The organism is Chelatococcus reniformis, assembly GCF_014640075.1.
In the GTDB taxonomy this organism is placed as follows: Bacteria; Pseudomonadota; Alphaproteobacteria; order Rhizobiales; family Beijerinckiaceae; genus Camelimonas; species Camelimonas reniformis.
The window spans coordinates 370,963-393,417 of the sequence record NZ_BMGG01000006.1 but is presented as its reverse complement, the minus strand read 5'-3'; the positions used below and the strand labels follow the sequence as shown (position 1 = coordinate 393,417).

Here is a 22,455-nt window from a genome sequence, read left to right as displayed (position 1 = left end):
GTTCGCTCTGAAGACCATGGGCCGAGGGTAGACAAGGTGGGGGCAATGGACAAAGGGCAATATTGGGACACCGCGGGGCTGGCGAGTGCCCTGGCGACCTGCGAGCAGGTCCAGAACGGGCAGATGAGCGTCGCCGCCGCGCCCGGTGGCGCCGGGGTGATCGAGGTCATCCTGCACGAGCACGGCGATCTCGCAGTGGTCGTCGGCGTCGCCGGGCTGGAGGTACAGGCGAGCGTGGCGCTCGTGCCGGTCGACGAAATCGTCGACGGGGCGGTCTTCGAGCACCGGCTGCTGCGCGCCAACAAGCTGCTGCCGCTGTCGACCTTCGGCATCACCGACATCGACGGGCGCGAGTATTATGAGATCTTCGGCCAGCTCAGCGCCGGCTCCGAGCTCGAGGAGATCATCGAGGAGCTCGAAGCACTCGGCCGCAACGCCATCGATGCGGCCGAGATGATCGAGGCCTGGAAGGCCGGACAGACGGGGTGAGGACGATATGAGCGTTTGGGGACGATTGTTCACGGCAGTGCGCGGCAGCGTCAACGAGACGGCCGAGACCATCGCCGATTCACAGACCATGCGCATTCTCGATCAGCAGCTCCGCGACGCCGAGACGGCGCTGCTGAAGGCGCAGACCGATCTTGCCGGCCTCATGGGCAAGGCCAAGCTGGCGCGCGACAAGGTCGGCGACCTCCAGCAAAAGCACGGGCGCGACATGGCCGTGCTCGAGCGGGCGGTGGAGCAGGGGCACGACCAGCTCGCCCAGGAGCTCGCCGACCGGATTGCTCTGCTGGAGGGCGAAATCGAACGCGAGGGCGGCGTGCTCGAGGCGCTGTCCAGGAAGGAAGCGGAGCTGCGCGAGGCGGTGGTCCGCATTCGCCAGAAGATCCAGGCGATGAAGCGCGAGATCGATACCGTCAAGGTAACGGAATCGGTGCAGAAGGCGCAGGAGGCCATCGTCAGCCACGGCGCCGGCGCCGTGTCGACCCTCAACAACGCGGCCGCCTCGCTGCAGCGCCTGAAGGAGAAGCAGGCGGCCCGCGCCGCCCAGTTCGACGCGGCCAACCAGCTGGAGGAGATCCAGACCGGCGGCGACCTCGACCGGCGGCTGGCCGATGCGGGGTTGCTGCAGGGGCCGGGCTCGGGGGCGTCGGTCCTGGCCCGCCTCAAGGCACGCTCGGCCAATCCGGCGCTCGGCGCGCCACCGGCGACAGCCGCGTTGCCGATGCCGTCGGCCCGGGTGCCGGAGCAGGATCCGTCGACCTGAGGCTCGGCGCGTTCCACGCGGCGCCGGCCGGGAGAGCCGGCGCCGGGGACCGCAGGACGCCGTCGGCCGTGGTCGTCCGCGGCGCAGGACCTGCGGGTGTTTGCGTCTCGCTCAATTATATATTAAACGTCCGGTTTATTAATTGACGCATGGGGACGCGCCTTGAGCGGCAGCAGCACTGATCGTCGTGTCGTGATCGTCGGCGCCGGGCATGCGGGCGGCGCCGTCGCCGCGCAGCTGCGCCAGTTCGGGTTCGCCGGGCCGATCACGCTCGTCGGCGAGGAGGCCTATCCGCCCTATCAGCGGCCGCCGCTGTCGAAGGCCTGGCTCAAGGGCGAGGCCGGCAGCGAGACCTTGCTGCTCAGGCCGGCCGACTACTATGCCGGCGCCGGCATCGAGCTGCGGCTGGGCGCGACGGCCACGGCGCTCGACCGGGAGGGCAGGGCGGTGCAGCTGTCCGACGGCTCGGTCTACCCCTACGATAGCCTGATCCTCGCCTGCGGGGCCCGCCCGCGCACGCTCCCGGTGCCCGGCGCGGGGCTCGACGGTGTTCTCGCCCTGCGCTCCATCGCCGATGCGGACCGCCTCAAGGCCGTGCTGCGGCCCGGCCTGCGGCTGGCGATCATCGGCGGCGGCTATATCGGCCTGGAGGTGGCCGCGTCGGCGCGCCACCTGGGGGCGGAGGCCACCGTCATCGAGCGGGAGAGCCGCCTGCTCGCCCGCGTCGCCTGCCCGGAACTGTCGGCGTTCTACGCCGACACGCACACGGCGCGTGGCGTGCGCTTCGTGCTCGGCGCCGGGGTGGAGGCGCTCACCGGCACGGCTGGGCAGGTCTGCGGCGTAGCCTTGTCGGACGGCAACGTGATCGCCTGCGACGCCGTGCTCGTCGGCGTCGGTGCCCAGCCCAACGACGAGCTTGCGCAAGCGGCGGGGCTCGCCTGCGACAGCGGGGTGGTGGTGGATCTGGAGGCGCGTACGTCCGATCCCGCGATCTTCGCCATCGGCGACATGACCCGGCGGCCGCTGCCGCTCTACGGGTGCACCTGGCGGCTGGAGAGCGTGCCGAACGCGCTGGAACAAGGCAAGCAGGCGGCTGCCGCCATCACCGGGCGACCGGCACCGGCACCGGAGGTGCCGTGGTTCTGGTCTGACCAGTATGAGTTCAAGCTGCAGATCGCCGGCCTGCCCATCGCCGCCGATCAGGTGCTGATCCGTGGCAACGCGGGATCCGGGCGGTTCGCCGCTTTTCATCTGCGATCGGGCGCCGTCGTCGCCGTTGAAGCCGTCAACGCGCCGCAGGAGTTCATGGCGGGCAAGCTGCTCATCGCCTCGCAGAAGCCGGTCGACGTTGCGCAACTCGTCGACACCGGCGTGCCGATGAAGGAGGTCGTAGCTTCGAGCGCGGCGGTTTGCGCATGACCAGGATCGTCTTTGCAACCGCCGACGGGGGCCGGCACGAGGTCGAGGCTGACGCCGGTGCGTCGGTGATGGAAGCGGCCGTAGGCGCCGGTGTCCCGGGCATCACCGCCGATTGCGGCGGCGCCTGCTCCTGCGCCACCTGTCACGTCCACGTGGATGCGCAGTGGCTGGAGCGGGTGGGGGCGCCCGAGGAGCACGAGGCGGCGCTCCTGGAGTTCGCCGACAACGTGGGGCCCTTCTCGCGCTTGTCGTGCCAGATCCAGGTGAGCGACGAGCTCGACGGACTGGCGCTCAGCGTGCCGTGACGCGTGGAGAATTGCTCCAGATCCCTTTTCTTGAATCTGAAGCGCTTCTTCTCTCGGGGGTGATTCCCCGCTCGCGAAGCGCTTTGGCAGCTACATCCGCTTGGCCACCTCTTCGAGCATGACTTCGGTGGCGCCACCACCGATGGTCAGGATGCGGGCATCGCGCACCATGCGCTCGATCGGCGTGCCGCGCATGTAGCCGGTGCCGCCGTGCAGCTGCAGGCAGCCGTGCACCACCTCCTGCAGCACCTCCGGCGCCAGCGCCTTCACCATGGACACCTCGCGGATGCAGTCCTGCCCGAGGCTGGCGAGCTCGGCCGCGTGATAGGCGAGCTGGCGGGCGGCGGCGGCCTTGGAGGCGAGGAGGGCGAGCTTCAGTCGCACGCCCTGCTGGTTCCACAGCGGGCCGCCGAAGGCCTGGCGCGTCTTGACGTAGTCGAGCGTGAACTCGATCGCCTTGGCGCTTTCGCCGGCGCAGATGCCGCCAATGCAGATGCGCTCGTTCTGGAACGTCTCCATGATGCCGTAGAAGCCGCGGTTCTCCTCGCCGAGCAGCGCATCGGCCGGCACGCGCACGTCGACGAAGCCGAGCTCCGCGGTGTCGGAGCAGAGCCAGCCGTGCTTGTCGAGCTTGGTGGCGGTGATACCCGGCAGGTTGCGCTCGACGATGAACAGGGAGATCCCCCGGCTGCCCTTGGCGCCGGGATCGGTGCGCGCGGCGACGATCAGCAGGTCGCCGTAGAAGGCATTGGTGATGAACATCTTGGAGCCGTTGATCACCCAGTGGTCGCCGTCGCGCGCGGCGCGCGTGCGCAGGCCAGCGACGTCGGAGCCGGCGTCAGCCTCGGTGACGGCGATGGAGCAGACCGTCTCGCCGCGAATGATGGCGGGCAAGTACTTGGCCTTCTGCTCCGGCGTGCCGCGCAGCGTGATGTGGCAGGCCGACATGTCCGTGTGGACGAGGACCGAAGAGGTGAAGCCGCCGTAGCCCGAGCGTGCCAGTTCCTCGGCGAAGACCATGGACGCCAGCGGCCCCATGTCCGTGCCGCCGTAGTCCGGCGAATGGCGCATGCCCAGAAAGCCGAGCTCCCCCATGCGGCGGAAGACGGGACGCGGGATCTTGCCCTCTTTCTCCCAAGCGTCGGCGTGGGGCAGCACCTCCTGATCGACAAAGCGGCGGACCTGATCGCGCATCAGCCGCAGCTCTTCGGTCAGGCACGGCGGATCGGCCGGCCGGAACGGCTCGGCAGGGCTGACGGGCGGGGCCTCGCGCGCTTGCATGTTCATGGTGTCCTCCCAGTCGTGGCGCGTTCCGAGCTTGCGGGCGCGCGGTCATACGGCAGCTAGCCGCCCAGCCCCATGCCGCCCGAGACGCTCAGCGTCTCCCCGGTGATGAAGGCCGCTTCCTGGGAGGCGAGGAACAGCGCGGCGGCTGCGACCTCTTCGGTCTCGCCCAAGCGTCCCAGGAGCGTGGCGTCGGTCATTGCCTTCAGGATCTTGTCGCCACCCTGCCGCACCGCGTCCTCGAGCATCGGCGTGCGGATCGGGCCGGGGGCGACGGCGTTGACGGTGATGCCGAAGCGCGCGTTCTCGCGGGCGATCGATTTGGTGAAGGCGATCACGCCGCCCTTGGCGGCGGAGTAGACCGAGCCGCCCTTGGAGCCGATACGGCCCGCCTCGGAGGTGATGTTGACGATGCGGCCGAAGCCGGCGGCCTGCATGCCCGGCAGCACCGCGTGCGTCGTCGCCAGCACCGCGATCAGGTTGATGTCGATGAGCCGGCGCCAATCGGCCTCGGTGGTCTTGGTGAAGAAGGCGTGCTGGTCGACGCCGGCATTGTTCACCAGGATGTCGACCGGGGCCGCGTCGGTGATCGCCCGGGTCACCGCGGCGACGTCGGTGACGTCGAGGCGCACGGCGGTGGCGCCGAGCGCGCGGGCGAGCGCCGTGCCGGCGTCGCCGTCGAGATCGGCGATCACCACGTCGGCGCCCGCCTCGGCGAAGGCGCGGGCGATAGCGGCGCCAATGCCTTTGGCGGCACCGGTGACGAAGGCGCGGCGGCCCGCAAGGCTGGTCATGTCAGCGCCCAACGAAGGTGGGCTTGCGACGCTCGATCACCGCAGCGAGGCCCTCGCGGGCATCGGCGGTGCCCGACAGCTCGGCCACGGTGCGTGCCTCCTCCGGCAGGCAGGTGTCGACGCTGAGCCCGATGCCGTTCCACAGCAGGCGCTTGGCGGCGGCCAAGGCCCGGGGGGCGCCGGCGGCGAGCTCGCGCGCCAGTGCCAGGCCGGCATCGACGACCTCCTCGTCCGGCACGATGCGGTTGACGAGGCCGAGTGCCTTGGCCTCCTCGGCGCTGAGCACGGGATTGGTGAGGATGATCTCGGCCGCCTTCCGGAAGCCGACGAGGCGCGGCAAGGTCACCGACACGCCCGCGTCCGGCGCCATGCCGACGCGGGTGGCGCCGGCGAGAAACTTGGCCGACTGCCCGGCGATGACGAGGTCGGCGGCGCAGACGAGGCCGAAGCCGCCCCCGCCGGCGGCGAAGCCGTGCACGGCGACGACGACCGGCGGCTGCAGGTGCAGCAGCGCGCCGACGGAAATCTGCAGATACGTGCAGGTCTGGCGCAGGTAGTCGGGCAGCGCTTCGCCCTTGGAAGCGAAATCCTTGACATCGCCGCCGGCGCAGAAGTTGGGGCCTTCGCCGGTGAGCAGCACGGCGCGCACCTCGGGATCGCCGTGGCAGGTCATGATGGCATCGTACAGCGCCTTGAGCAGGGCGATGTTCATGCCGTTGGAGGCATCCGGCCGGTTGAGACGGATGTGCGCAAGCCCGTCATCGACGGTCAGCAGGACGGGGTCGGCGGCCATATCCGTTCTCTCCCAAATGGTGCGGCCCAGAGGTCCGATCGTTTGCTGGGCCCTTAAGTAGATGGATGGTCGGGTCAAGCCCGACCATGACGTTGAGATTGGCTGCTTCCGCTCTCAGCTTCGTCATGGTCGGGCTTGACCCGACCATCCATCCACCAAAACATTAAAACCACTGCATCGTTGCTCAAACGAGGAAGGACAGCGTGTAGAGCGCCTTCTCGTTGTTCACCAGCAGTACCTTCTTGTACGCCATGCGCAGTTCGCCCTCCTGCGGCCGCAGCGCATATTCGTTGCGCGTCGCCCAGATGGTGTCGTCGCGCAGGTTGGATTCGAAGATCATGGTGTTGGCGCCGACCTTGATGTCACCGCTGTCGGTGGTGCCGAGGACCTCGACGTTCGAGACGATCCGGCGCAGGCGCGAGGGCGGGGCCTGGGTATGGCGCTTGCCGGTCAGCAACTGCTTCACCCGCAGCGAGATGCGGGAGCGGTTGTCGTAGACGATCGACATCTCCCTTTCGGGGTCGCTGCTGTCGCCGTTGGCCGGGATCCAGTAGACGCCGTCGTCGGTCCACAGCGACTCCCAGGCCTGGTACTGGTGGTCGTCCTGCAGCCGCGCCTCGCGGAAGACGAACTGCTGCACGTCGCTCAGCAATTCGAGGCTGACGCGATCACCCATCACAGGGCCTCCATGACGCGGCGGTAGTGGTTCCAGATGCCGCGCGAGGGAACCTCGTCGGTCGCGTGGCCGACGAGGTAGCCGTCCTCGTCGCGGCGCTCGCGGTGCAGGCCGCGGCCGAGGTAGATCCACTCCGGCTCGCGCATCAGCACGCCGCGGTGGGAGCGCTCGTACATCTCGGAATCGTCAGCGAGCAGCAGGCCGGCGGGGCCGACCGAACCCATGGTCTGCTGGCGCATGCGGCGGTTCATGTCCGGCGCGCCCTTGAACTGGAGCGCGGTGACGTGCTGCACCGTGTCGTCCACGGCGAGGGGCTGCAGCACGAACATCTGGATCTCGGCGATGAACAGGTTCGGGAAGATCATGACGTGGGGCGTGCCGTCGATCATGATCTCGTCGGCACGCTGTTCGCCGTAGGCCGTGCGCATCTTGCCGGCGTAGTCGGAGAGGCGCTCGGTGTTGGTGCCGAACCAGCCCAGCGGCTTGCCGATGCGGCGGAACTCGGGCCGCAGGTCCACCTCGGTGTGGCCATTGCCATAGTCGCGCGTCACCGCCGTGGATTTGGCGCCGTAGAGCGAGCCGATGCCGCTGTCGGCGACGCTGAAGATCGAGGCGTGCACGAAGGCTGGGTGATAGCCGTCGCATTCGTTCTCGAGGATGAATTTCCAGTTGGCCTTGACGCGGTGCTTGAGGAAGCCGGCCGTGATCTCGATCTCGCCCGTGGGGGAGGTGGCGAGCAGGCGGTCGATGGTCTCTGCGGCACCGCCCAGATGCTCCTCCAGCGACGGCCCCTCGGCGGCGAAGGAGCCGAAGACGAAACCCCGGTAGGAGGCGACCCGCGCTACCCGTCCGAGGCCGAGCTGAGACTTGTCCTGGCCCTGGTAGCCGTCGGGGAAGGCATAGCCGATCAGGTGGCCGTCATTGGCGAAGGTCCAGGAGTGGAACGGGCAGGTGAAGGTGCGCTGGTTGCCCTTGTCGGCCAGGCACACCTGATTGCCGCGATGCGAACAGCGGTTGAGCAGCAGGTGCACCTGCCCGTCCTTGTCGCGGGTCATGATCACCGGCTGCGGCCCGATCGACTTCACGACGAAGTCGTCGCGCTCCGGAATCTCGCTTTCGTGGCCGACGTAGACCCAGGTCTTGTACCAGATCTGCTTCAGCTCGGCCTCGAAGATGTCCGCATCGCTGTAGATCGAGCCGTGAACGCGATCCGGCCGGATCAGTTCGCCCCATTGCGAAGCTCGGGTCATGACATTCATCGCCGCTCTCCGTTCCGCATCCTTCGTCGTCGATGGAGCCGCCGTCCGCACCCGGCGGCTATCGGCGACTCGATCTCGACATTAAATAATCCGACTGGTCGTTCGTATTTAGCACGCGCCTAGGCGCCGTTCAAGCGCCACTAGGCTCGCCGCTGGCCGACAGTGGCGGCTGCGATGTCCGGCTTGAGCCGCCAATCCGTGCCGAAGTCGTTCAGGGGATGGAAGAACAGGGGGCGGGTGGCGTCGAGCCCGCGAATGCGCTCGGCATAGCCGTCGAGGTAGCCCTGCCGCGTTGCCTCATCGACGAAGTTGACGGACCAGGCGACGAATGGCGGCAGCACCTGGAAGCCGGCATAGGCGAGCATGCCGTTCTGGATCGGCCACAGGATCACGTCGAGAGCGCCGACCAGGCCGTCGGGGGCGCACATCGTGTCGTAGGCGGCGGTGCTGGTGGCGACCATGGCGCGCCGGCCGCGCATGCCGCCCGTGTCATAGCGTTTGCCGCCGCCATACACCGGGCCGTTGATGAACACGCGGTCGATCCAGCCCTTCATGATGGCGGGAACCGAGAACCACCAGAGCGGAAACTGAAGAATGAGCGTGTCGCACCAGATGAGCTTGTCGAGCTCGCCGGCGATGTCGGCCCGCAGCGACTGGTGCTGGTGGTTGTGCTTCTGTTCCCGGTCGTATTGCAGCCGGTCCGGAAAGCGGCGCTCGAAAAAATCGGCCTCGCTCGCCACCGGGTCGAAGCCCATCGCGTAGAGGTCGGAGACCTGGACCTCGTGGCCCCCGGCGGCGAGCTCGTCGAGGGCGCGCTGCAGCAGCGCCCGGTTGAAGGATCTCTCCTCCTGATGGGCATAGACGATCAGGACTTTCATCGGGGCGAGCCTGCTGCTTGTTGACGTTCTCGAAGTGGATGGATGGCCGGGTCGGCCCCGGCCATCCATCGAAACGACACATCCATTCGGGCGGTCTAGAGCATTTCCGCGTTTCTTCGAATCGCCGAAATGCTCTATCTGTTTGATTTGTCGCGTTTTCTTCACGCGAACCGGCGTCCACTTCGCTCGAAAACGCTCTAGTCCACCGGCACGAAGCTCAGGTCGCCGTGGTTGGCGCGCATGATCTTGACGACCTGGGACGAGAAGCGGTTGCCCGGCCCGAAGCTGATCGGCGCCATGACACCGGTCGCCAGGTCCTTGGTCTTCTCCAGTTCGGCGATGGTGCAGGCGCGGGTCAGGTCCTTGCCGCAGCGCTTGATGGCGTCGACGAGCAGCCGGCCGGCGGCATAGCCGACCTCGGTATAGCGGTTGATGCCCTTCGCCTCGTCGCCGAGCAGCGTCTTGGCCTTGTCGACGAAGGCCTTGCCGGCGGGGCTCGCCAGCGGCTCGACGTAGTCGACCGCGTAGAGCCCGTCGCTGGCCGGCCCGATCAGCTTGAGCAGCGCCTCGATCCGGCCCGGCCAGAAGATGCCGGTCACCGGTTTGACGTTGAGCTTCTCGAGCTCCTTCATCATGGCGACGTTCTCGGAGATGATGCCGCCGGCCATGAACATCTCGGCGCCCGACTCCTTCAGGCGCAGCATCTCGGAGGAGAAGTCGGTCTGTCCCTTCTTGTAGGTGGAGGTGAAGACGACGTTGAGCTTCTTCTCCTTGGCGGCCGCCTGGAAGCCGTCGCGGACCGCCAGGCCATAGTCGTCGTCCTGGGTCACCAGCGCCCATTTCTTGCCGGGGTTCTTGTCGGCCAGGTAGTTGATCAGCTGCCGCACGCCTTCCTCGTAGGCCTGGCCGAGGACGAAGATGTTCTTGCGCGGCGGAGTCCACTGCACCGGCATCGGAGCGACACTGATGATCGTGGGCAGGCCGGTCTTCTCGATGAGCGGTAGTGCCGCCGTCGATTGCGCGGCGCCGGACACGCCCATGAGAGCGAACACCTTGTCGACGTCGGCGAATTTGCGCACCGCCTGCAGGGTGCGGGAGGGGACATAGCCGTCGTCCTCGGTGATCAGCTTGATCTTGCGCCCGTTGATGCCGCCCTCGGCGTTGGCTTCGGCGAAGGCTAGTTTGACCCCCTGGGCATGGGCGACGCCGAGCAGCGCGGGGGGGCCGGTGTAGGGATTGATCTCGCCGACCGTGATCTCGCTGTCGGTGAAGCCCTGCTCGGCGGCCGCTGCTGCCTGGGTGAGCGCCAGGCCGGCGATGGCGGCGAGAGCCGCGGCCTTCAATGCGTGCAACATCTGGTGTCCTCCCGTTTTTTGTTTCGTCCGGTGCCCGCCGCCGCAGGGCGCGTGCAGCACAGAAATCATGATCGTTTTCTTCTCAAGTTAACAGCTTGATTTTTCAAGTTGATGGATGGTCGGGTCAAGCCAGACCATGAAATTCAATGTAAATGATCTCTGCTTTCGCCCGTCATGGTCGGGCTTGACCCGACCATCTATCCACTCAGATCTCAAAAGCGCAGCGGCCAATGCACCCAGAGGCGCTTCACGTCGTGCCAGATGCCCACGAGGCCGCGCGGCTCGAAGCGCAGGAACAGGATGATCACGACCCCGTACAGCATGGCCTTGAGCTCGTGCACGCCATTGGCGAACAGCGCCTCCACGCCGGAGCCGGCGAAGTGAAGGACCGTCTGCACCACCTCCGGCAGCAGGATGATGAACACCGTGCCGAGCACCACCCCAAGCACCGAACCGAGGCCGCCGACGATCAGGATGGCAAGCGCCTCGATGCTGAGCAGGAAAGGGAAGCCCTCGACGCTGACGAAGCTCAGGTAGATGCCGAGGAGCGCGCCGGCGATGCCGGTGATGAAGGCGCTGGTGACGAAGGCGTAGAGCTTGAAGGTCACCAGGTTGACGCCCATCGTGCGGGCGGCGGTGTCGTTGTCGCGGATGGCGACCAGGGCCCGCCCGATCCGGCTGCGGCGGATATTCAGGCAGGCGAAGAGCGTGAGGACGGTGACGGCGAGGCAGAGCAGCGCGAAGGCCGCGTCGCTGTCGAAGTCGATGCCGAGGATGGTCGGGCGCAGCACCGAGATGCCGCGCGCGCCGTCGGTGACGGCGGCGGCCTCCAGGATGACGTTGTTGATGATGAAGGAGAACGCCAGGGTGGTGATGGCGAGGTAGAGGCCGCGCAGCCGCAGCGACGGCACGCCGACGATGACGCTGGCGAGCGCCGCGACGAGGCCCGAGGCGGCAAAGCCCGCGAGCGGCGGCAGGCCGTGCTTGGTGACGGCGATGGCGTAAGCATAGGCACCGACGACGAGAAAGCCGACGTGGCCGAGGGAGATGAGGCCGGTGAGGCCGGTCAGGATATTGAGCCCGAGTGCGCCGATCAGGGTTATCAGCACCAAGGTCAGCAGCGACAGGGCGTAGGCGTTCAGCACGAAGGGGGCGCAGACCAGCGCCGCCGCCAGCAGCGCCGACCAGATCCACACCCAGGTGGAATCGCTGAGCACGATGAGGCCGGAATAGGTCTCCTTGAAATCGCCGCTGCGCATCAGACCCTCACGATCTCACGTTCGCCGAACAGGCCGAACGGCCGCACCATCAGAACGACGATGATCATCAGGAAGCCGGCGATATCCTTCATGCCGGGGGTGAGGTAGCCGCCGGCCAGGTTCTCCGTGACGCCGATGATGAGGCCGGCGACGCCCGAGCCGAGCACGGAGTCGAGGCCGCCGAGAATGGTTGCAGGGAAGCCCTTCAGCCCGAGCGCGAACATGGCCGGCGACAGGTCGTAGACCATGGCGAAGAGCACGCCGCCGATGCCGGCGATGACCGAGGAGGCGGCCCAGGCCAGGGCATGGATGCGCGCCGCCGAGACGCCCATGAGCAGGGCGGCGCGGTCGTCGGCCGCCACCGCGCGCATGGCGATGCCGAACTTGCTGAAGCGGAAGAAGACGTAGAAGCCGGCGAGCAGACCGAGCAAGGTCACGATCGCCGCCACCTGCGCGCCGCGCAGGCTGAGGCCCCCGGCGCGGAGCACGTCGCGGCCGACGCCGAGATCGAGCGCGTGCGGGTAGGCGTCCCAGATGAAGGTGATCGACGAGCGCAGGATGACGGCCAGTGCCACCGTCACCATGACGCCGGCGAAGAGCGGCTCGCCCAGCATGGGCCGCATGACGATGCGCTCGATGGCGAGCCCCAGCACGGCGGCGCCGATGACGGCGCCGGCCACGACGACGAAGACGTTGCCGGTGAGCGTCGTGGCGATGGTCCAGGCGAGATAGGCCACGATCATGGTCATCTCGCCCTGGGCGAAATTGACCAGGCCGGTCGCCTTGTAGATGACGGCGAAGCCCATGGCGATGAGGCCGTAGAGGGCTCCGATGGCGAGCCCGGAGACGGTGAGATCGATGAGGAAGCTCATCTGGCGTCCTTGCCGTAGATCAGCTCGAGCTCGCGCGCGAACTTCTTGTTGATGGCGCCGCGGCGCACCTTCTGCGTGGCGGTGAGCTCGCCGTCGTCGTGGTCGAGCTCCTTCTCCAGGATGACGAACTTGCGGACGTTCTCGACTCTGGCGAACTTCTTGTTGGTCTCGCGCACGATGGCGTCGATCAGCTCGACCACGTCGGAGAGCTGCGCCAGCGACTTGTAGTTGGTGTAGGCGAGGGTGCGGTCGCGGGCCCAGCGGCCCACCTCGTCGTAGTCGATCTGGATCAGGGCGCCCAAGAACTTGCGGGCTTCGCCGACGACGATGGCCTCGCGGATGAAGGGGCTGTCCTTGAGCGCGTTCTCCATCTCGGAGGGGGCGATATTCTTGCCGCCCGAGGTGATGATGATCGCCTTTTTGCGGTCCACCACGGCGATCTCGCCGTTGTCGAGCACTTCGACGATGTCTCCCGTGCGCAGCCAGCGGTCCGCGCCCAGCGTTGCGGCGGTCGCCGCCTCGTCCTGGAAGTAGCCCTGGAATATGCCGCGGCTGCGCAGCAGGATCTCGCCGTCGTCGTCCAGCCGCCACTCGGTGCCGCCGATGGCCAGGCCGCAGCCGCCGATGCGCATGTGCTTGCCGCTCTGGATGAAGCTGACGCCGCCCGACTCGGTCATGCCGTAGCCCTGGGCCACCGGCAGGCCGATGATGTCGAAGAAGCGCAGCATCTCCGGCGAGATGGAGGCGCCTGCGCACAACCGGTGGCGCGAGCGGTCGAGACCGAGATGGCGGCGCAGGTTGGCGAACACGAGGCCGTCGAGCAGCCGCCGTTCGAGACGGTCGACCGCCCCTTCCTGGCCGGCCTGACGGCGGTCCGACAGGGCACGACCGCGCGCCATGCACCAGTTTGCCACGGCTCGCTGGGCCGGATGGCTGTCGCCCAGCTTGAAGAAGAAATTCTGCTGCAGCTTCTCATAGATGCGCGGCACGCCGATGAAGAAGGTCGGCCCGATCTCGCGGATGTTGGTGGCCACCGTGTCGATCGACTCGGCGAAGTTCACCACCCCGCCCAGCACCAGCTGAAGCACCATGGAGTAACAGCGCTCGGCCACATGGCAGAGCGGCAGATAGCAGACGCTCTCGAAGCGGTGGCCGAGCGTGCCCGTGGCCAGTGCGTAGTGATAGGCCGAGTAGACCAGGTTGCGGTGGGAGAGCATCGCGCCCTTCGGCGGCCCGGTGGTGCCCGACGTGTAGACCAGGATGCAGGTGTCGTCCGGCGCGGCGTTTTCGATCGTCCGGTCGAGCTCCTCCTCCGCCCCGGGGCGGTCCGCGGCATAGGCGGCGCCCCGGTCGCACAGGGCGTCGAACGACATGAGATCCGGCCGGTCGTAGGCCCGCATGCCCTTCATGTCGACGCAGGCGATCGCCATGACCGCCGGCAGGCCGCCGTCATGGGCCAGCGCCTCGATGACCTTGTCCGTCTGCTCCTGATCGCCGGTGACCACCAGGCGGGCGCCGCAGTGGCGCACGATATACTGGAGTTCCGGCCACGGATTGGTGGGATAGATGCCGACCACCTGGGCGCCGATCATCTGGGCACCGAGATCGGCGTAGTACCACTCCGGCGTGTTCTCGCCGGCGATGGCGATGCGGTCGCCGGCCTTGAGCCCCAGCGACCACAGCCCGAAGGCGAACAGCCGCGCGCGCTGGTAATAATGGGACCAGGTATACCTGTGCCAGACGCCGCAGTCCTTCTCGCGCAAGGCGAGCGCGGCGCCCATGGTCCGCGCCCGGTGGCGCAGCAGGCGGGGCAGGGTGATGCTGCCGTCCGGCAGCATGGCCTCGATCGCGCCGGGGGCTTCCGCTGCGATGCGGTTGATCGCGGCGCCGCGGGCGCCCGGTGGTTCGGCCGTGCGGGCGACGTCAAGCATCGGCGGCGGCCCCTTGCTGTTCGACCGGCTGCGCCTGCGCCTGCCCGGCGCTGCGGCCGAGATAGGCGTCGAGCACCGCGGGATCGTTGCGGATCTCGGCCGGCGTGCCACCGGCGATGCGGCGGCCGAAGTTCAGCACCTGCACGCGGTCGGAGATGTCCATGACGATGCGCATGTCGTGCTCGATCATCAGCACCGTGATGCCGAGTTCGTCGCGGATATCGAGGATGAAGCGGGCGATATCCTCTGTCTCCTCCAGGTTCATGCCCGAGACCATCTCGTCGAGCAGCAGCAGCTTGGGCTCGCAGGCGAGCGCCCGGCCGAGCTCGACCCGCTTCTGCTGGCCGTAGGAGAGGGTGCCGACCACCGCGTCGCGGATGTGCTCGATCTCCAGGAAGTCGATGATCTCCTCGACCCGCTGGCGCGCCGCGATCTCCTCGCGGCGGGTGCGTCCGAAGAACCAGGCAGCCTCCAGCACGCTGGAGCGCAGGTGCACGTGGCGGCCGACCAGAATGTTCTCGACGACGGTGCCGTGCTTGAACAGCGCCAGGTTCTGGAAGGTGCGGCCGATGCCGATCGCCGCGAAGCGCGATGGCTTGACGCGGGCGAGATCCTGTCCGCCGAAGGTGATGGTCCCGGCGTTCGGCCGCAGCACACCGCTGATCATGTTGAACAGCGTCGTCTTGCCGGCCCCGTTGGGGCCGATGACGCTGCAGATCTCCCCGGCGTTGACGTCGAAGCCGACCTCGGAGACCGCAGTCAGTCCACGGAACTGCTTGGACACGGACTGCAGGTGAAGCAAAGGCGTCATGACAGCCACCGCTTGCGCCGCTTGTAGTGCTTCACCTCGCGCATCGACTTGTGGCCGGCGCTGGAGAGCCCCAGGTAGAACTCCTGCACATCCTGGTTGCGGGCCAGCTTGTCCGCCGGCCCGTCGAGGACGACGCGGCCGTTCTCCAGGATGTAGCCGGCATCGGCGATCTGGAGAGCTCGCTGGGCGTTCTGCTCGACGAGCAGCACGGTCATGGCGAAGTCGCGCCGCAGCGCGGCGATCACCTCGTAGATGCGGTCGATGATCAGCGGCGCCAGCCCGAGCGAAGGCTCGTCGAGCGCCAGCAGCGCCGGCTTGGCCATCAGCGCGCGGCCGATGGCCAGCATCTGCTGCTCGCCGCCGGACATGTAGCCCGCGATCTGGTGGCGCCGCTCGGCCAGGCGCGGAAACAGGGTGAAGGCCTGCTCGCGCCGCTCGCGCACGACCGCCGCCGCAGTCGTGTAGCCGCCGATGACGAGGTTTTCCTCCACCGTCAGCGCCGGGAAGATGCGCCGGCCCTCGGGCACCTGGACGAGACCGCGGCGCACGATGGTATCGGGCGCAAGGTGGCTGACGTCCTCGCCGCCGAAATGGATGCTGCCGTTGTCGAGGGAGCCGTCTTCGGTGTGCAGGATACCGGACATGGCCTTGAGCAGGGTCGACTTGCCCGCGCCGTTGGAGCCGAGGAGGGCGACGATCTGCCCCTTCGGCACCTCGATGCTGACGTCGCGCACCGCCTCGATGGCGTTGTCGTAGACGATCTGGACGTTGCGGAATTCGAGCAGCGCCGCCTGGGGAGGCGCCGCCACGGATGAGGCCGGCCCGTCCTGTGGGTGGGGTGGGACGAGCATGGCGCTCACGCCGTCCGGCGCGCCGGGGAGGGGCGGGCGCCGCGCGCCGCCACGATCGCATCGACCACCAGTTTCGCCGTTTCGGCGCAGGCCTGGGTGCCGCCATTCCCGTACACCTTGACCGCGTCGCCGACGCACCACAGACCGCCGACGCCGGTCTCGCGCGGCAGGTCATAGCCGGCGCAGCTGCGCTGGGCCGGCCAACCGTCGCGCATGACGCGGATCGACAACATCTTGGCGCCGGCAAAGCCGGGGAAGATCTCACGCAGGTCGGCCAGCGCCTCTTCGACCTCGGCGGTCTCGTCGAAGTCGCCGAGCGCCGGCACGGGGACGGCGTAGGCGACGTAGAGGTGCCAGCCGGGCGGCGCCAGCTCCGGGCATGTTGCCGTCATGTTGGCCATGTTGCAGAGGCGCCGCGTCTTGCCGAAGGTGATGATGCCGGGGGCGGGGAACAGCGGCTCGCGCGTTGCGAAGTTGATGACGATGTTGGCGGCCGGCCGCAGCACGGTACGCACTTGATCGACATAGGCTGCGGGGAAGTGGGCTTCGCCCGCCAGGGCGACGGTCGCCGCGGGGCCCGCGTCGCTGACCACCAGATCGCTGACGATGCGGGTCGGCACGCCGTCGCGCGTGACGGTGACGCCCCTGACCGCCCCCTCGGCGACGGAAATGCCGGTCACCGGGCTCGACAGCCAGACCTGGGCGCCGTGCGCCTCGGTGGCCCGGGCCAGGGCGTTCCAGGCGCCCATGGTGCCCGTGGGGGAGAAGCCGAAGCGCTTGAAGGCGCCCTTGCTGGTGAAATAGGTCAGGAAGGCCCGGGCCGGCAACTCGTCGGCGTTGCAGGCAAAGATCGCCGCGCACAGGTTGCGGAAGATGGCGTGCACCGTCTTGTTGCTGGTGTAGCCGGCGAGCCATTCGGCCGTGGACTGGCGGCCGTCCGGAAGATTGCCGGCGCGCGCGTCGGCGATCTTCTCGAGCACGCGCGAGGCCTGCTTCGTGATCTGGCCGAGCAGCAGCCCCCAGCCGCCGCGGCTGATGTCCACCACCTTGCCGTCGAGGTAGAAGGCGGACGCCGGTTCCGGCATGCGCACGTCGAGCGGCGCGCCCACCAGCCGGAAGGTCTCCTCGAAGACGCCGCCCAGCTCCAGGGCGATGGCGCCGATGTTGACCTTGAAGCCCTCGATCTCCTCGGTCGCGGCACGGCCGCCCACGTGATCGAGCGCCTCCACGAGGATCGGATTGAAGCCGGCGTGGGCAAGCCGGGCCGCCGCGCTCAAGCCGCCGGCCCCAGCACCGATCACCACGGCATCGGCATGAACCTCCTGCATGCGGCACGTTCCCTTCGCTCTGATTTCTTGGCGGCCCCGGGCATTGCGCCCGGCCGACGTTGGTAAAGAGCAAATTATAATAATTCGGATGGACGTTCAACAAATTTGTGAGAGCATGATGGGCGGGGGAATGACCCGGCGGGACGGTGATCTGCTCCCGGACATCGCGAAGGGCCGGCTTGGCCGGCGCTGCCGCATCTGGAGCGGGAAAAGAATTGGGTCTATAATAGGCCGTCCAGCCGTTCAGCTAATCGGACGCGCCACAAGCGCCGGCGGGGACGCCAGAGCCTTTCGCAATGGGATGAGCTCATCGCATTGCGCAGACATGCTTCAGGTCATTGAATTTGGAGCGATTCTGGGCGGTTGGACGGTTCCTCACGATCGCGAAGCGCGCGAGCGGCGTGGCGCCGCAGCCGGGGATGGGGCTGCAAACAGCTGTCCGGATGGGTTATTGAATCTTCTGATGATATGGTCGAATTGATTGACCGGCCGGCGCCGAGAAGAAGGTTGAGATGGCACGCACCCGATCAGATAATTTTGAAGCGATCCAGCAATCGATCCTGAAGCAGGCGGTCGATCTCTTCGCCAGTCAAGGCTATATGAGGAGCACGATCGCCGATCTGGCCGACGCTTGCGAGGTATCGCGTGGTGCGCTCTATCATTACTTCGATTCTAAAGAGGCAATCCTTTTCGCGATCCTCCATAACCATGTCAGCAAGCTGCTGGCGATCATCGAGGCTGCGGCGGGGGAGCGCGAAGGCGCGCGCGCCCAGCTGCACCGGATGGTCGAGGCCATCGTGGAATACAATGCCCGCTCGCCCGGCGAGCAGGTCGTCCTGCTCAACGACCTGACGTTCCTCGACAAGAAGGAGCAGGAGATCATCGAGGGGCTCGAGCGGCACATCGTCGACCTGTTCGCCGATGCGCTGGTCCGGGTCGACAGCCATGGCCGGATCGATCGCAAGACCAAGAAGGTCTACACGATGAGCCTGCTGGGCATGATCAACTATTCCTACACGTGGTTCGACCCCGCCGGCTCCGTGGAGCCGAGGGAGTTCGCCGCGATCATCTGCGACACCTTCCTCGACGGCTTTGCCGCTTCAGCCGGTGCGGTGCCGCGCCCCGTGCCGGTCGATCCGCCGGCGGCGCCCCGCAGACGGACCCGAGCGGGGAGCTGAGACGCCCCCGCTATGGGACGGCCCGCCCGGGCGCAGCCCTAAAGCGCCGGGAAGCGCTGGGGATGGGGGTAGAGCGGGTAGCCCGCAGCGACGCCGTATTCGCTGATGCCCCAGCCCGTGGCGCCCTCGCTGGTCAGCCGCACCACGTGGTCGGAGAGGGTGCGCGCGGCAGCCCGCACGGCCTCATCGTCCAGATCCCAGATATCATGGGCGCTGTGCAGGGCGCCCCGGTCGTCCCCGTGGTTCCAGCCCTTGAAGCCGCCATAGAGGCCGCCCTTCAGATAGAAGCGGGTGGGCAGGCTCTCCATGCGTACCAGCCGCGCCGGGCCTTCGTCGAACTCCAGGCGGAACTCCGCGGTGGCGATGGACTGGCCGTGCGGATCGGGCGCCCATTCGATGTCGTGGCTCGCCGCCAGGATCTCGCGGTGGCTGACCGTGCCGTCGCCGTTGCGGCGGAACTCGGTGCCCGACAGGTACATCGGCAGGCCGGGCTTGCGCTCCTTGAGGAAGATCGACAGGCTCGTTTCCTCGAACTGGAACATGGACCAGGTCCAGAAGAAGTTCTTGTGGGTGGCGGCCGGCGGCCGCGTCTCGTCGGTGCGCATCTCCGAGCGCAGGCCCCACGAGTGGTCGCGCTGGCCCCACCATAGCGACGGCTCGACCGTGTGGCGGCGGCCGTCGACGGCGAGCCAGCCGCGCCAGCGGCCGAACTGGGCGACGCGCGTCAGGTCTTCTTCGACCTGGCCGTGGCGTTCGCGGAAGCTCTGCTTTTCCTGGGCGGCGGGGAAGGTCGCCTCGAACGTCAGGTCGAAACTGATGCCCGAGCCGTTGTCGGCCAGGGTCACGCGGTGGCGCTTCATGCCCTCGACGATCTCGAAGCGCAGCGGGCCGACCGTCGTCTCCAGCGGCGTGTCGCCGAGCTGGCGCGAGGCGCGGAAATTGTGCTGCTTGCGCCCCACCGTGACGCCGGCGAAGGCGTCCATGATGCCGCGATTGGGGTAGTAGCCGAGGCCGAGGTCGAGCAGCAGCTCGGTGCCGTCGATGGGGTGCCCGGTGTACCAGTAACGCTCGGTGAAGCGTGGATCGCCGCCGCCGGCGCAGGCGAACGGCGCGGCGGCCTGATGGCCGATGAGGTCGTCTTGGGGAGTGAGCATTGCGGGTCCTTCGCCTCTATCGATCTCGGTGCGGCACCGCCCGTCCGAGGACGTCCGGTGCCGCGGGCGTCAGCGCGCGGCCGTCCCGGATCCGAACAGGACCCAGGTCTTGCCGTCGAAGCGCGCAAAGCGGGTTTCCTCGAGCGTCGGATAGCCGCCGCCGGAGGCTTGGAAGACGATGCCGGGCAGCAGCAGCGGCAGCGACAGGCCCTCCAGATGGGTGGCCTGCTTCAGGACGTTGGCCCGGGTCAGATCATCGCCGGAACGCTTGAGGATCTCGGCGGCAGCCTGGGCGGTCGAGTAGCCGGTGACGGCGATGATGTCGTCCGGCTTGTCGCTCGGCAGGTAGCTCTTCATGAACGCCAGATAGTCCCGCATGCCGGGGTCGTTGGCCCAGGTCGGGTCGCTCGGCGTCTTGTAGGGGCTCGTGGTCACCACCCCGACCGCGGCCTCGAGTCCGGCCGGTTCCAGCACGCCGGCGACGGAGTTGGAGATCGAGGGCAGGATCACCAGGGGCTTCCAGCCGAGCTCGTGGATCTTGCGGACGGCCTGCGCCGCGAACTTGTTCTGGGCGCCGACCAGGACGACGTCGGCGCCGGCGTTCTTGAGCGCGAGCATCTGCGAGTCGACCGTCGAATCGGTGACCTGATAGCTCGTCTCCTTGACGATCATCGTATTGGCCTTGTCGCCCAGCGCCTCGCGCACACCCTTGGCGTATTCCTTGCCGATGTCGTCGGACTGCATGAACAGGCCGATCCTGGCTGAGGGGTTTTGCTTGAGGATAAACCCGGCGATATTCTTACCCTCGTTCAAATAGGACGGCGAATAAGGCGTCGTCCACGGAAAGTCCTTCGGCTCGTTCCAGCGCGACACACCGCTCTGCACCAGGAGCTGCGGCACCTGCTTGGCGTTCAGATACTTCTGGATCGCCGCATTGGTGGGGGTTCCGAACGGGCCGACGATCGCCAGCACCTGGTCGTCCTCCACCAGCTTGCGGACGACCTCGACGGTCTTGGGCGGGCTGTAGCCGTCGTCGAGCGCCACCAGCGTGATCTTGCGGCCATTGATGCCGCCCTTCTCGTTCAGCATCTTGAAGTAGGCTTGCATCGTGCGCGAGAAGCTGGAGTAGGCGGACGCCGGGCCGCTGAACGGCGCATTCTGGCCGATCTTGATTTCGGTGTCGCTGGCGCCGCTGTCATAGCGCTTCTGGGCCATGGCGCTGCCGCTGGCCAACAGGCCGCCTGCGGCGGCGGCCGCAAGACATATGGAACGCATCCGCATCTTCCCCTCCCGTCTTGGCGCCGGTTTGAACCGCGAGGCGGCCTCATTCGGCCTGTTCACAAGCGCTCGCCGCGATGATAAACATAATCCGTCTGGTCGGTCTATATTCGATTTCAGATCGAACGCGGAGGCGTGCGCGGGCCGGTAGCGGCCGGCGACGCATCCGGCCGGCGAGGGCGGAGACTTCGGGAGCGAGACGTTCAATGAAATTTACGCAGGCGCTAAGCTCTGCCGTGCAACAGCATCGCAATCGCACATCCACCGTCCACTTCGGCCGCACCCGCACCTGGGGCGAGACGGGCGAGCGCGTGGCCCGCGTCGCCGGCGGGCTGCGGAGCATCGGCGTCAATGACGGCGACCGCGTCGCGGTGCTGGCGATGAATAGTGACCGCTACGTCGAGACCTTCTTCGCAGTCGCCTGGGCCAATGCCGTGGTCGTGCCCCTGAACACACGCTGGGCGCTCGCGGAAAACGAGTACGCGCTGAAGGATTCGGAGGCGAATGTCCTTCTCGTCGATGCATCTTTCGCCGATCAGGCGGCGTTTCTGCGCCAGGCCGTGCCGCATCTGACCATCGTTTACATGGACGATGGCGCCGAGCCGGACGGCGCGATCCATTTCGAGGCGCTGGCCGCGGGCGCACCGATCGCCGACCTGTCCGGCGCCTACGATGATCTCGTCGGCATCTTCTATACGGGCGGCACGACCGGCTTTCCCAAGGGGGTGATGCTGTCGCACCGGAACATCGTCTACGAGTCGGTGGTCTGGATCTATTCGCTCGGCTTCACCGAAGAGACTGTCTATCTGCATTCGGCGGCGCTGTTTCATCTCGCCGGTACCTCGCCGATGGTCGCGCTGACCCTCGTCGGCGGCGCCCACGTCACCCTGCCGAAATTCGAGCCCGAGGCGGCGATGAAGGCGATTGCCGCGCACAAGGTGAACTACTGTCTATTCGTGCCGACGATGCTGAACATGATGCTCAATCATCCCTCGTTCGGCACGTATGATCTGAGCAGCGTCAAGGATTGCGAGTATGGCGCCTCGCCCATGCCCGACGCTTTGCTGGTGCGGATCATGAAGGAGCTGCCGAGCTGGCGTTTCCATCAGGGCTACGGTCTCACCGAATGCGCCGCGCTGGCCTCCCTGCTGCCCTGGCGCTGCCACGCGCTGGAGGGGCCGCTGGCGGAGAAGCGCAAGTCCGCCGGCCGGGCCGCCGCCGGTGTCGAGATCCGCATCGTCGATGCGGACGGCCGGGAGCTGCCGCGCGGCAAGGTCGGCGAAATCGCCATCCGCGGCGCCGGCGTCATGCTCGGCTATTGGCGTAAGCCCGAAGAGACCGCGCGGGCGCTCCGCAACGGCTGGCTGCATACGGGGGACGGCGCCTGGATGGACGAGGACGGCTTCATCTACATCGTCGACCGGGTCAAGGACATGATCGTCTCGGGGGGCGAGAACGTCTATTCCGGCGAAGTGGAGAACGCGATCTACCAGCATGGCGACGTGCGCGAATGCGCGGTCATCGCGGTGCCCGACGAGACGTGGGGCGAGGCGGTCCATGCCATTGTCGTGCCGAAGGACGGGCGCGAAATGCTGCCGGCGGACGTCATCGCGCACTGCCGCACGCTGATCGCAGGCTACAAGTGTCCTCGTTCCGTCGAGATCCGGGGTGAGGCGCTGCCGCTGACAGGGAGCGGCAAGATCATGAAGGCGCAGTTGCGCGAAGAGAAATGGCGCGGCCACGGCCGGGCGGTGAATTGAGCG

At 67.4% G+C, this 22,455-nt stretch carries 21 protein-coding genes; 6 read left to right on the top strand and 15 right to left on the bottom strand.

Features of this window, described 5'->3' with window-relative positions:
* The first annotated feature begins 45 nt into the window (after positions 1-45).
* From IEW34_RS18160 to IEW34_RS18145, 4 genes are all read left to right on the top strand, one after another.
* Positions 46-489, top strand: coding sequence for a DUF2170 family protein (locus IEW34_RS18160; protein ID WP_188610623.1), 444 nt, complete (start codon positions 46-48; stop codon positions 487-489).
* Positions 490-496: 7 nt separating this feature from the next.
* On the top strand, positions 497-1,267 hold the full coding sequence (locus IEW34_RS18155) for a PspA/IM30 family protein (RefSeq protein ID WP_188610622.1): 771 nt from the start codon (positions 497-499) through the stop codon (positions 1,265-1,267).
* 162 nt (positions 1,268-1,429) lie between these two features.
* Entirely contained in the window at positions 1,430-2,686 is a 1,257-nt protein-coding gene (locus tag IEW34_RS18150; protein ID WP_188610621.1) for an NAD(P)/FAD-dependent oxidoreductase, read from the top strand.
* Positions 2,683-2,991 carry a 2Fe-2S iron-sulfur cluster-binding protein gene (locus tag IEW34_RS18145; protein ID WP_188610620.1) on the top strand — a complete coding sequence of 103 codons (309 nt, stop codon included), beginning with the start codon at positions 2,683-2,685 and terminating at the stop codon, positions 2,989-2,991. The genes IEW34_RS18150 and IEW34_RS18145 overlap by 4 nt, the downstream gene beginning before the upstream one ends.
* A gap of 90 nt (positions 2,992-3,081) precedes the next feature.
* On the opposite strand, the gene IEW34_RS18140 is transcribed toward IEW34_RS18145, so the two are convergent.
* The 13 genes from IEW34_RS18140 to IEW34_RS18080 form a co-directional block, all read right to left on the bottom strand.
* On the bottom strand, positions 3,082-4,278 hold the full coding sequence (locus tag IEW34_RS18140; RefSeq protein ID WP_244642069.1) for an acyl-CoA dehydrogenase family protein: 1,197 nt from the start codon (positions 4,276-4,278) through the stop codon (positions 3,082-3,084).
* Positions 4,279-4,334: 56 nt separating this feature from the next.
* The gene (locus tag IEW34_RS18135) at positions 4,335-5,069 is read right to left on the bottom strand and encodes an SDR family NAD(P)-dependent oxidoreductase (protein WP_188610619.1); all 735 of its coding nucleotides are present in this window, start codon (positions 5,067-5,069) and stop codon (positions 4,335-4,337) included.
* Position 5,070: 1 nt separating this feature from the next.
* Complete coding sequence (locus tag IEW34_RS18130; RefSeq protein ID WP_188610618.1) at positions 5,071-5,862, bottom strand: enoyl-CoA hydratase/isomerase family protein; 792 nt, start codon at positions 5,860-5,862, stop codon at positions 5,071-5,073.
* A 184-nt stretch (positions 5,863-6,046) separates the two neighbouring features.
* Entirely contained in the window at positions 6,047-6,538 is a 492-nt protein-coding gene (locus IEW34_RS18125; protein ID WP_188610617.1) for an aromatic-ring-hydroxylating dioxygenase subunit beta, read from the bottom strand.
* On the bottom strand, positions 6,538-7,788 hold the full coding sequence (locus tag IEW34_RS18120; protein ID WP_244642068.1) for an aromatic ring-hydroxylating oxygenase subunit alpha: 1,251 nt from the start codon (positions 7,786-7,788) through the stop codon (positions 6,538-6,540). Before IEW34_RS18120 ends, IEW34_RS18125 begins: the two co-directional genes overlap by 1 nt.
* A gap of 149 nt (positions 7,789-7,937) precedes the next feature.
* A complete protein-coding gene (locus tag IEW34_RS18115) occupies positions 7,938-8,675 on the bottom strand; it encodes an NAD(P)H-dependent oxidoreductase (protein WP_188610615.1) in 738 nt (245 codons plus the stop codon).
* A 197-nt stretch (positions 8,676-8,872) separates the two neighbouring features.
* Positions 8,873-10,030, bottom strand: a complete 1,158-nt coding sequence (locus IEW34_RS18110) for an ABC transporter substrate-binding protein (protein ID WP_188610614.1) — start codon at positions 10,028-10,030, stop codon at positions 8,873-8,875.
* Positions 10,031-10,242: 212 nt separating this feature from the next.
* The gene (locus tag IEW34_RS18105) at positions 10,243-11,289 is read right to left on the bottom strand and encodes a branched-chain amino acid ABC transporter permease (RefSeq protein WP_188610613.1); all 1,047 of its coding nucleotides are present in this window, start codon (positions 11,287-11,289) and stop codon (positions 10,243-10,245) included.
* Positions 11,289-12,161, bottom strand: coding sequence for a branched-chain amino acid ABC transporter permease (locus IEW34_RS18100; RefSeq protein ID WP_188610612.1), 873 nt, complete (start codon positions 12,159-12,161; stop codon positions 11,289-11,291). Before IEW34_RS18100 ends, IEW34_RS18105 begins: the two co-directional genes overlap by 1 nt.
* Positions 12,158-14,092 carry an AMP-dependent synthetase/ligase gene (locus IEW34_RS18095; RefSeq protein WP_188610611.1) on the bottom strand — a complete coding sequence of 645 codons (1,935 nt, stop codon included), beginning with the start codon at positions 14,090-14,092 and terminating at the stop codon, positions 12,158-12,160. Before IEW34_RS18095 ends, IEW34_RS18100 begins: the two co-directional genes overlap by 4 nt.
* Complete coding sequence (locus IEW34_RS18090) at positions 14,085-14,903, bottom strand: ABC transporter ATP-binding protein (protein ID WP_188610610.1); 819 nt, start codon at positions 14,901-14,903, stop codon at positions 14,085-14,087. Before IEW34_RS18090 ends, IEW34_RS18095 begins: the two co-directional genes overlap by 8 nt.
* Positions 14,900-15,754, bottom strand: coding sequence for an ABC transporter ATP-binding protein (locus tag IEW34_RS18085; RefSeq protein ID WP_188610609.1), 855 nt, complete (start codon positions 15,752-15,754; stop codon positions 14,900-14,902). The genes IEW34_RS18090 and IEW34_RS18085 overlap by 4 nt, the downstream gene beginning before the upstream one ends.
* A gap of 5 nt (positions 15,755-15,759) precedes the next feature.
* Positions 15,760-17,082, bottom strand: coding sequence for a phytoene desaturase family protein (locus IEW34_RS18080; RefSeq protein WP_188610608.1), 1,323 nt, complete (start codon positions 17,080-17,082; stop codon positions 15,760-15,762).
* Between the two features lie 512 nt (positions 17,083-17,594).
* Between IEW34_RS18080 and IEW34_RS18075 the strand changes: the two genes are divergently transcribed.
* Complete coding sequence (locus IEW34_RS18075; protein WP_188610607.1) at positions 17,595-18,260, top strand: TetR/AcrR family transcriptional regulator; 666 nt, start codon at positions 17,595-17,597, stop codon at positions 18,258-18,260.
* 38 nt (positions 18,261-18,298) lie between these two features.
* Here the strand turns inward: IEW34_RS18075 and IEW34_RS18070 are convergent, their stop codons facing one another.
* Together IEW34_RS18070 and IEW34_RS18065 are read right to left on the bottom strand one after the other, a co-directional pair.
* Complete coding sequence (locus tag IEW34_RS18070) at positions 18,299-19,414, bottom strand: Rv3169 family protein (RefSeq protein ID WP_188610606.1); 1,116 nt, start codon at positions 19,412-19,414, stop codon at positions 18,299-18,301.
* 69 nt (positions 19,415-19,483) lie between these two features.
* Positions 19,484-20,695 carry an ABC transporter substrate-binding protein gene (locus IEW34_RS18065; RefSeq protein WP_188610605.1) on the bottom strand — a complete coding sequence of 404 codons (1,212 nt, stop codon included), beginning with the start codon at positions 20,693-20,695 and terminating at the stop codon, positions 19,484-19,486.
* A gap of 203 nt (positions 20,696-20,898) precedes the next feature.
* On the opposite strand from IEW34_RS18065, the gene IEW34_RS18060 reads away from it, so the two are divergent.
* Positions 20,899-22,452: an acyl-CoA synthetase gene (locus tag IEW34_RS18060; protein WP_188610604.1), complete on the top strand. Its 1,554-nt coding sequence runs from the start codon at positions 20,899-20,901 to the stop codon at positions 22,450-22,452.
* Positions 22,453-22,455: the final 3 nt, after the last annotated feature.

Bases quoted from the DNA above. Each gene is read 5' to 3' on its own strand.
- IEW34_RS18160 (WP_188610623.1), top strand. From the start codon at position 46: ATGGACAAAGGGCAATATTGGGACACCGCGGGGCTGGCGAGTGCCCTG.
- IEW34_RS18155 (WP_188610622.1), top strand. From the start codon at position 497: ATGAGCGTTTGGGGACGATTGTTCACGGCAGTGCGCGGCAGCGTCAAC.
- IEW34_RS18145 (WP_188610620.1), top strand. From the start codon at position 2,683: ATGACCAGGATCGTCTTTGCAACCGCCGACGGGGGCCGGCACGAGGTC.
- IEW34_RS18140 (WP_244642069.1), bottom strand. From the start codon at position 4,278: ATGAACATGCAAGCGCGCGAGGCCCCGCCCGTCAGCCCTGCCGAGCCG.
- IEW34_RS18135 (WP_188610619.1), bottom strand. From the start codon at position 5,069: ATGACCAGCCTTGCGGGCCGCCGCGCCTTCGTCACCGGTGCCGCCAAA.
- IEW34_RS18130 (WP_188610618.1), bottom strand. From the start codon at position 5,862: ATGGCCGCCGACCCCGTCCTGCTGACCGTCGATGACGGGCTTGCGCAC.
- IEW34_RS18125 (WP_188610617.1), bottom strand. From the start codon at position 6,538: ATGGGTGATCGCGTCAGCCTCGAATTGCTGAGCGACGTGCAGCAGTTC.
- IEW34_RS18120 (WP_244642068.1), bottom strand. From the start codon at position 7,788: ATGACCCGAGCTTCGCAATGGGGCGAACTGATCCGGCCGGATCGCGTT.
- IEW34_RS18115 (WP_188610615.1), bottom strand. From the start codon at position 8,675: ATGAAAGTCCTGATCGTCTATGCCCATCAGGAGGAGAGATCCTTCAAC.
- IEW34_RS18110 (WP_188610614.1), bottom strand. From the start codon at position 10,030: ATGTTGCACGCATTGAAGGCCGCGGCTCTCGCCGCCATCGCCGGCCTG.
- IEW34_RS18105 (WP_188610613.1), bottom strand. From the start codon at position 11,289: ATGCGCAGCGGCGATTTCAAGGAGACCTATTCCGGCCTCATCGTGCTC.
- IEW34_RS18100 (WP_188610612.1), bottom strand. From the start codon at position 12,161: ATGAGCTTCCTCATCGATCTCACCGTCTCCGGGCTCGCCATCGGAGCC.
- IEW34_RS18095 (WP_188610611.1), bottom strand. From the start codon at position 14,092: ATGCTTGACGTCGCCCGCACGGCCGAACCACCGGGCGCCCGCGGCGCC.
- IEW34_RS18090 (WP_188610610.1), bottom strand. From the start codon at position 14,903: ATGACGCCTTTGCTTCACCTGCAGTCCGTGTCCAAGCAGTTCCGTGGA.
- IEW34_RS18085 (WP_188610609.1), bottom strand. From the start codon at position 15,754: ATGCTCGTCCCACCCCACCCACAGGACGGGCCGGCCTCATCCGTGGCG.
- IEW34_RS18080 (WP_188610608.1), bottom strand. From the start codon at position 17,082: ATGCAGGAGGTTCATGCCGATGCCGTGGTGATCGGTGCTGGGGCCGGC.
- IEW34_RS18075 (WP_188610607.1), top strand. From the start codon at position 17,595: ATGGCACGCACCCGATCAGATAATTTTGAAGCGATCCAGCAATCGATC.
- IEW34_RS18070 (WP_188610606.1), bottom strand. From the start codon at position 19,414: ATGCTCACTCCCCAAGACGACCTCATCGGCCATCAGGCCGCCGCGCCG.
- IEW34_RS18065 (WP_188610605.1), bottom strand. From the start codon at position 20,695: ATGCGGATGCGTTCCATATGTCTTGCGGCCGCCGCCGCAGGCGGCCTG.
- IEW34_RS18060 (WP_188610604.1), top strand. From the start codon at position 20,899: ATGAAATTTACGCAGGCGCTAAGCTCTGCCGTGCAACAGCATCGCAAT.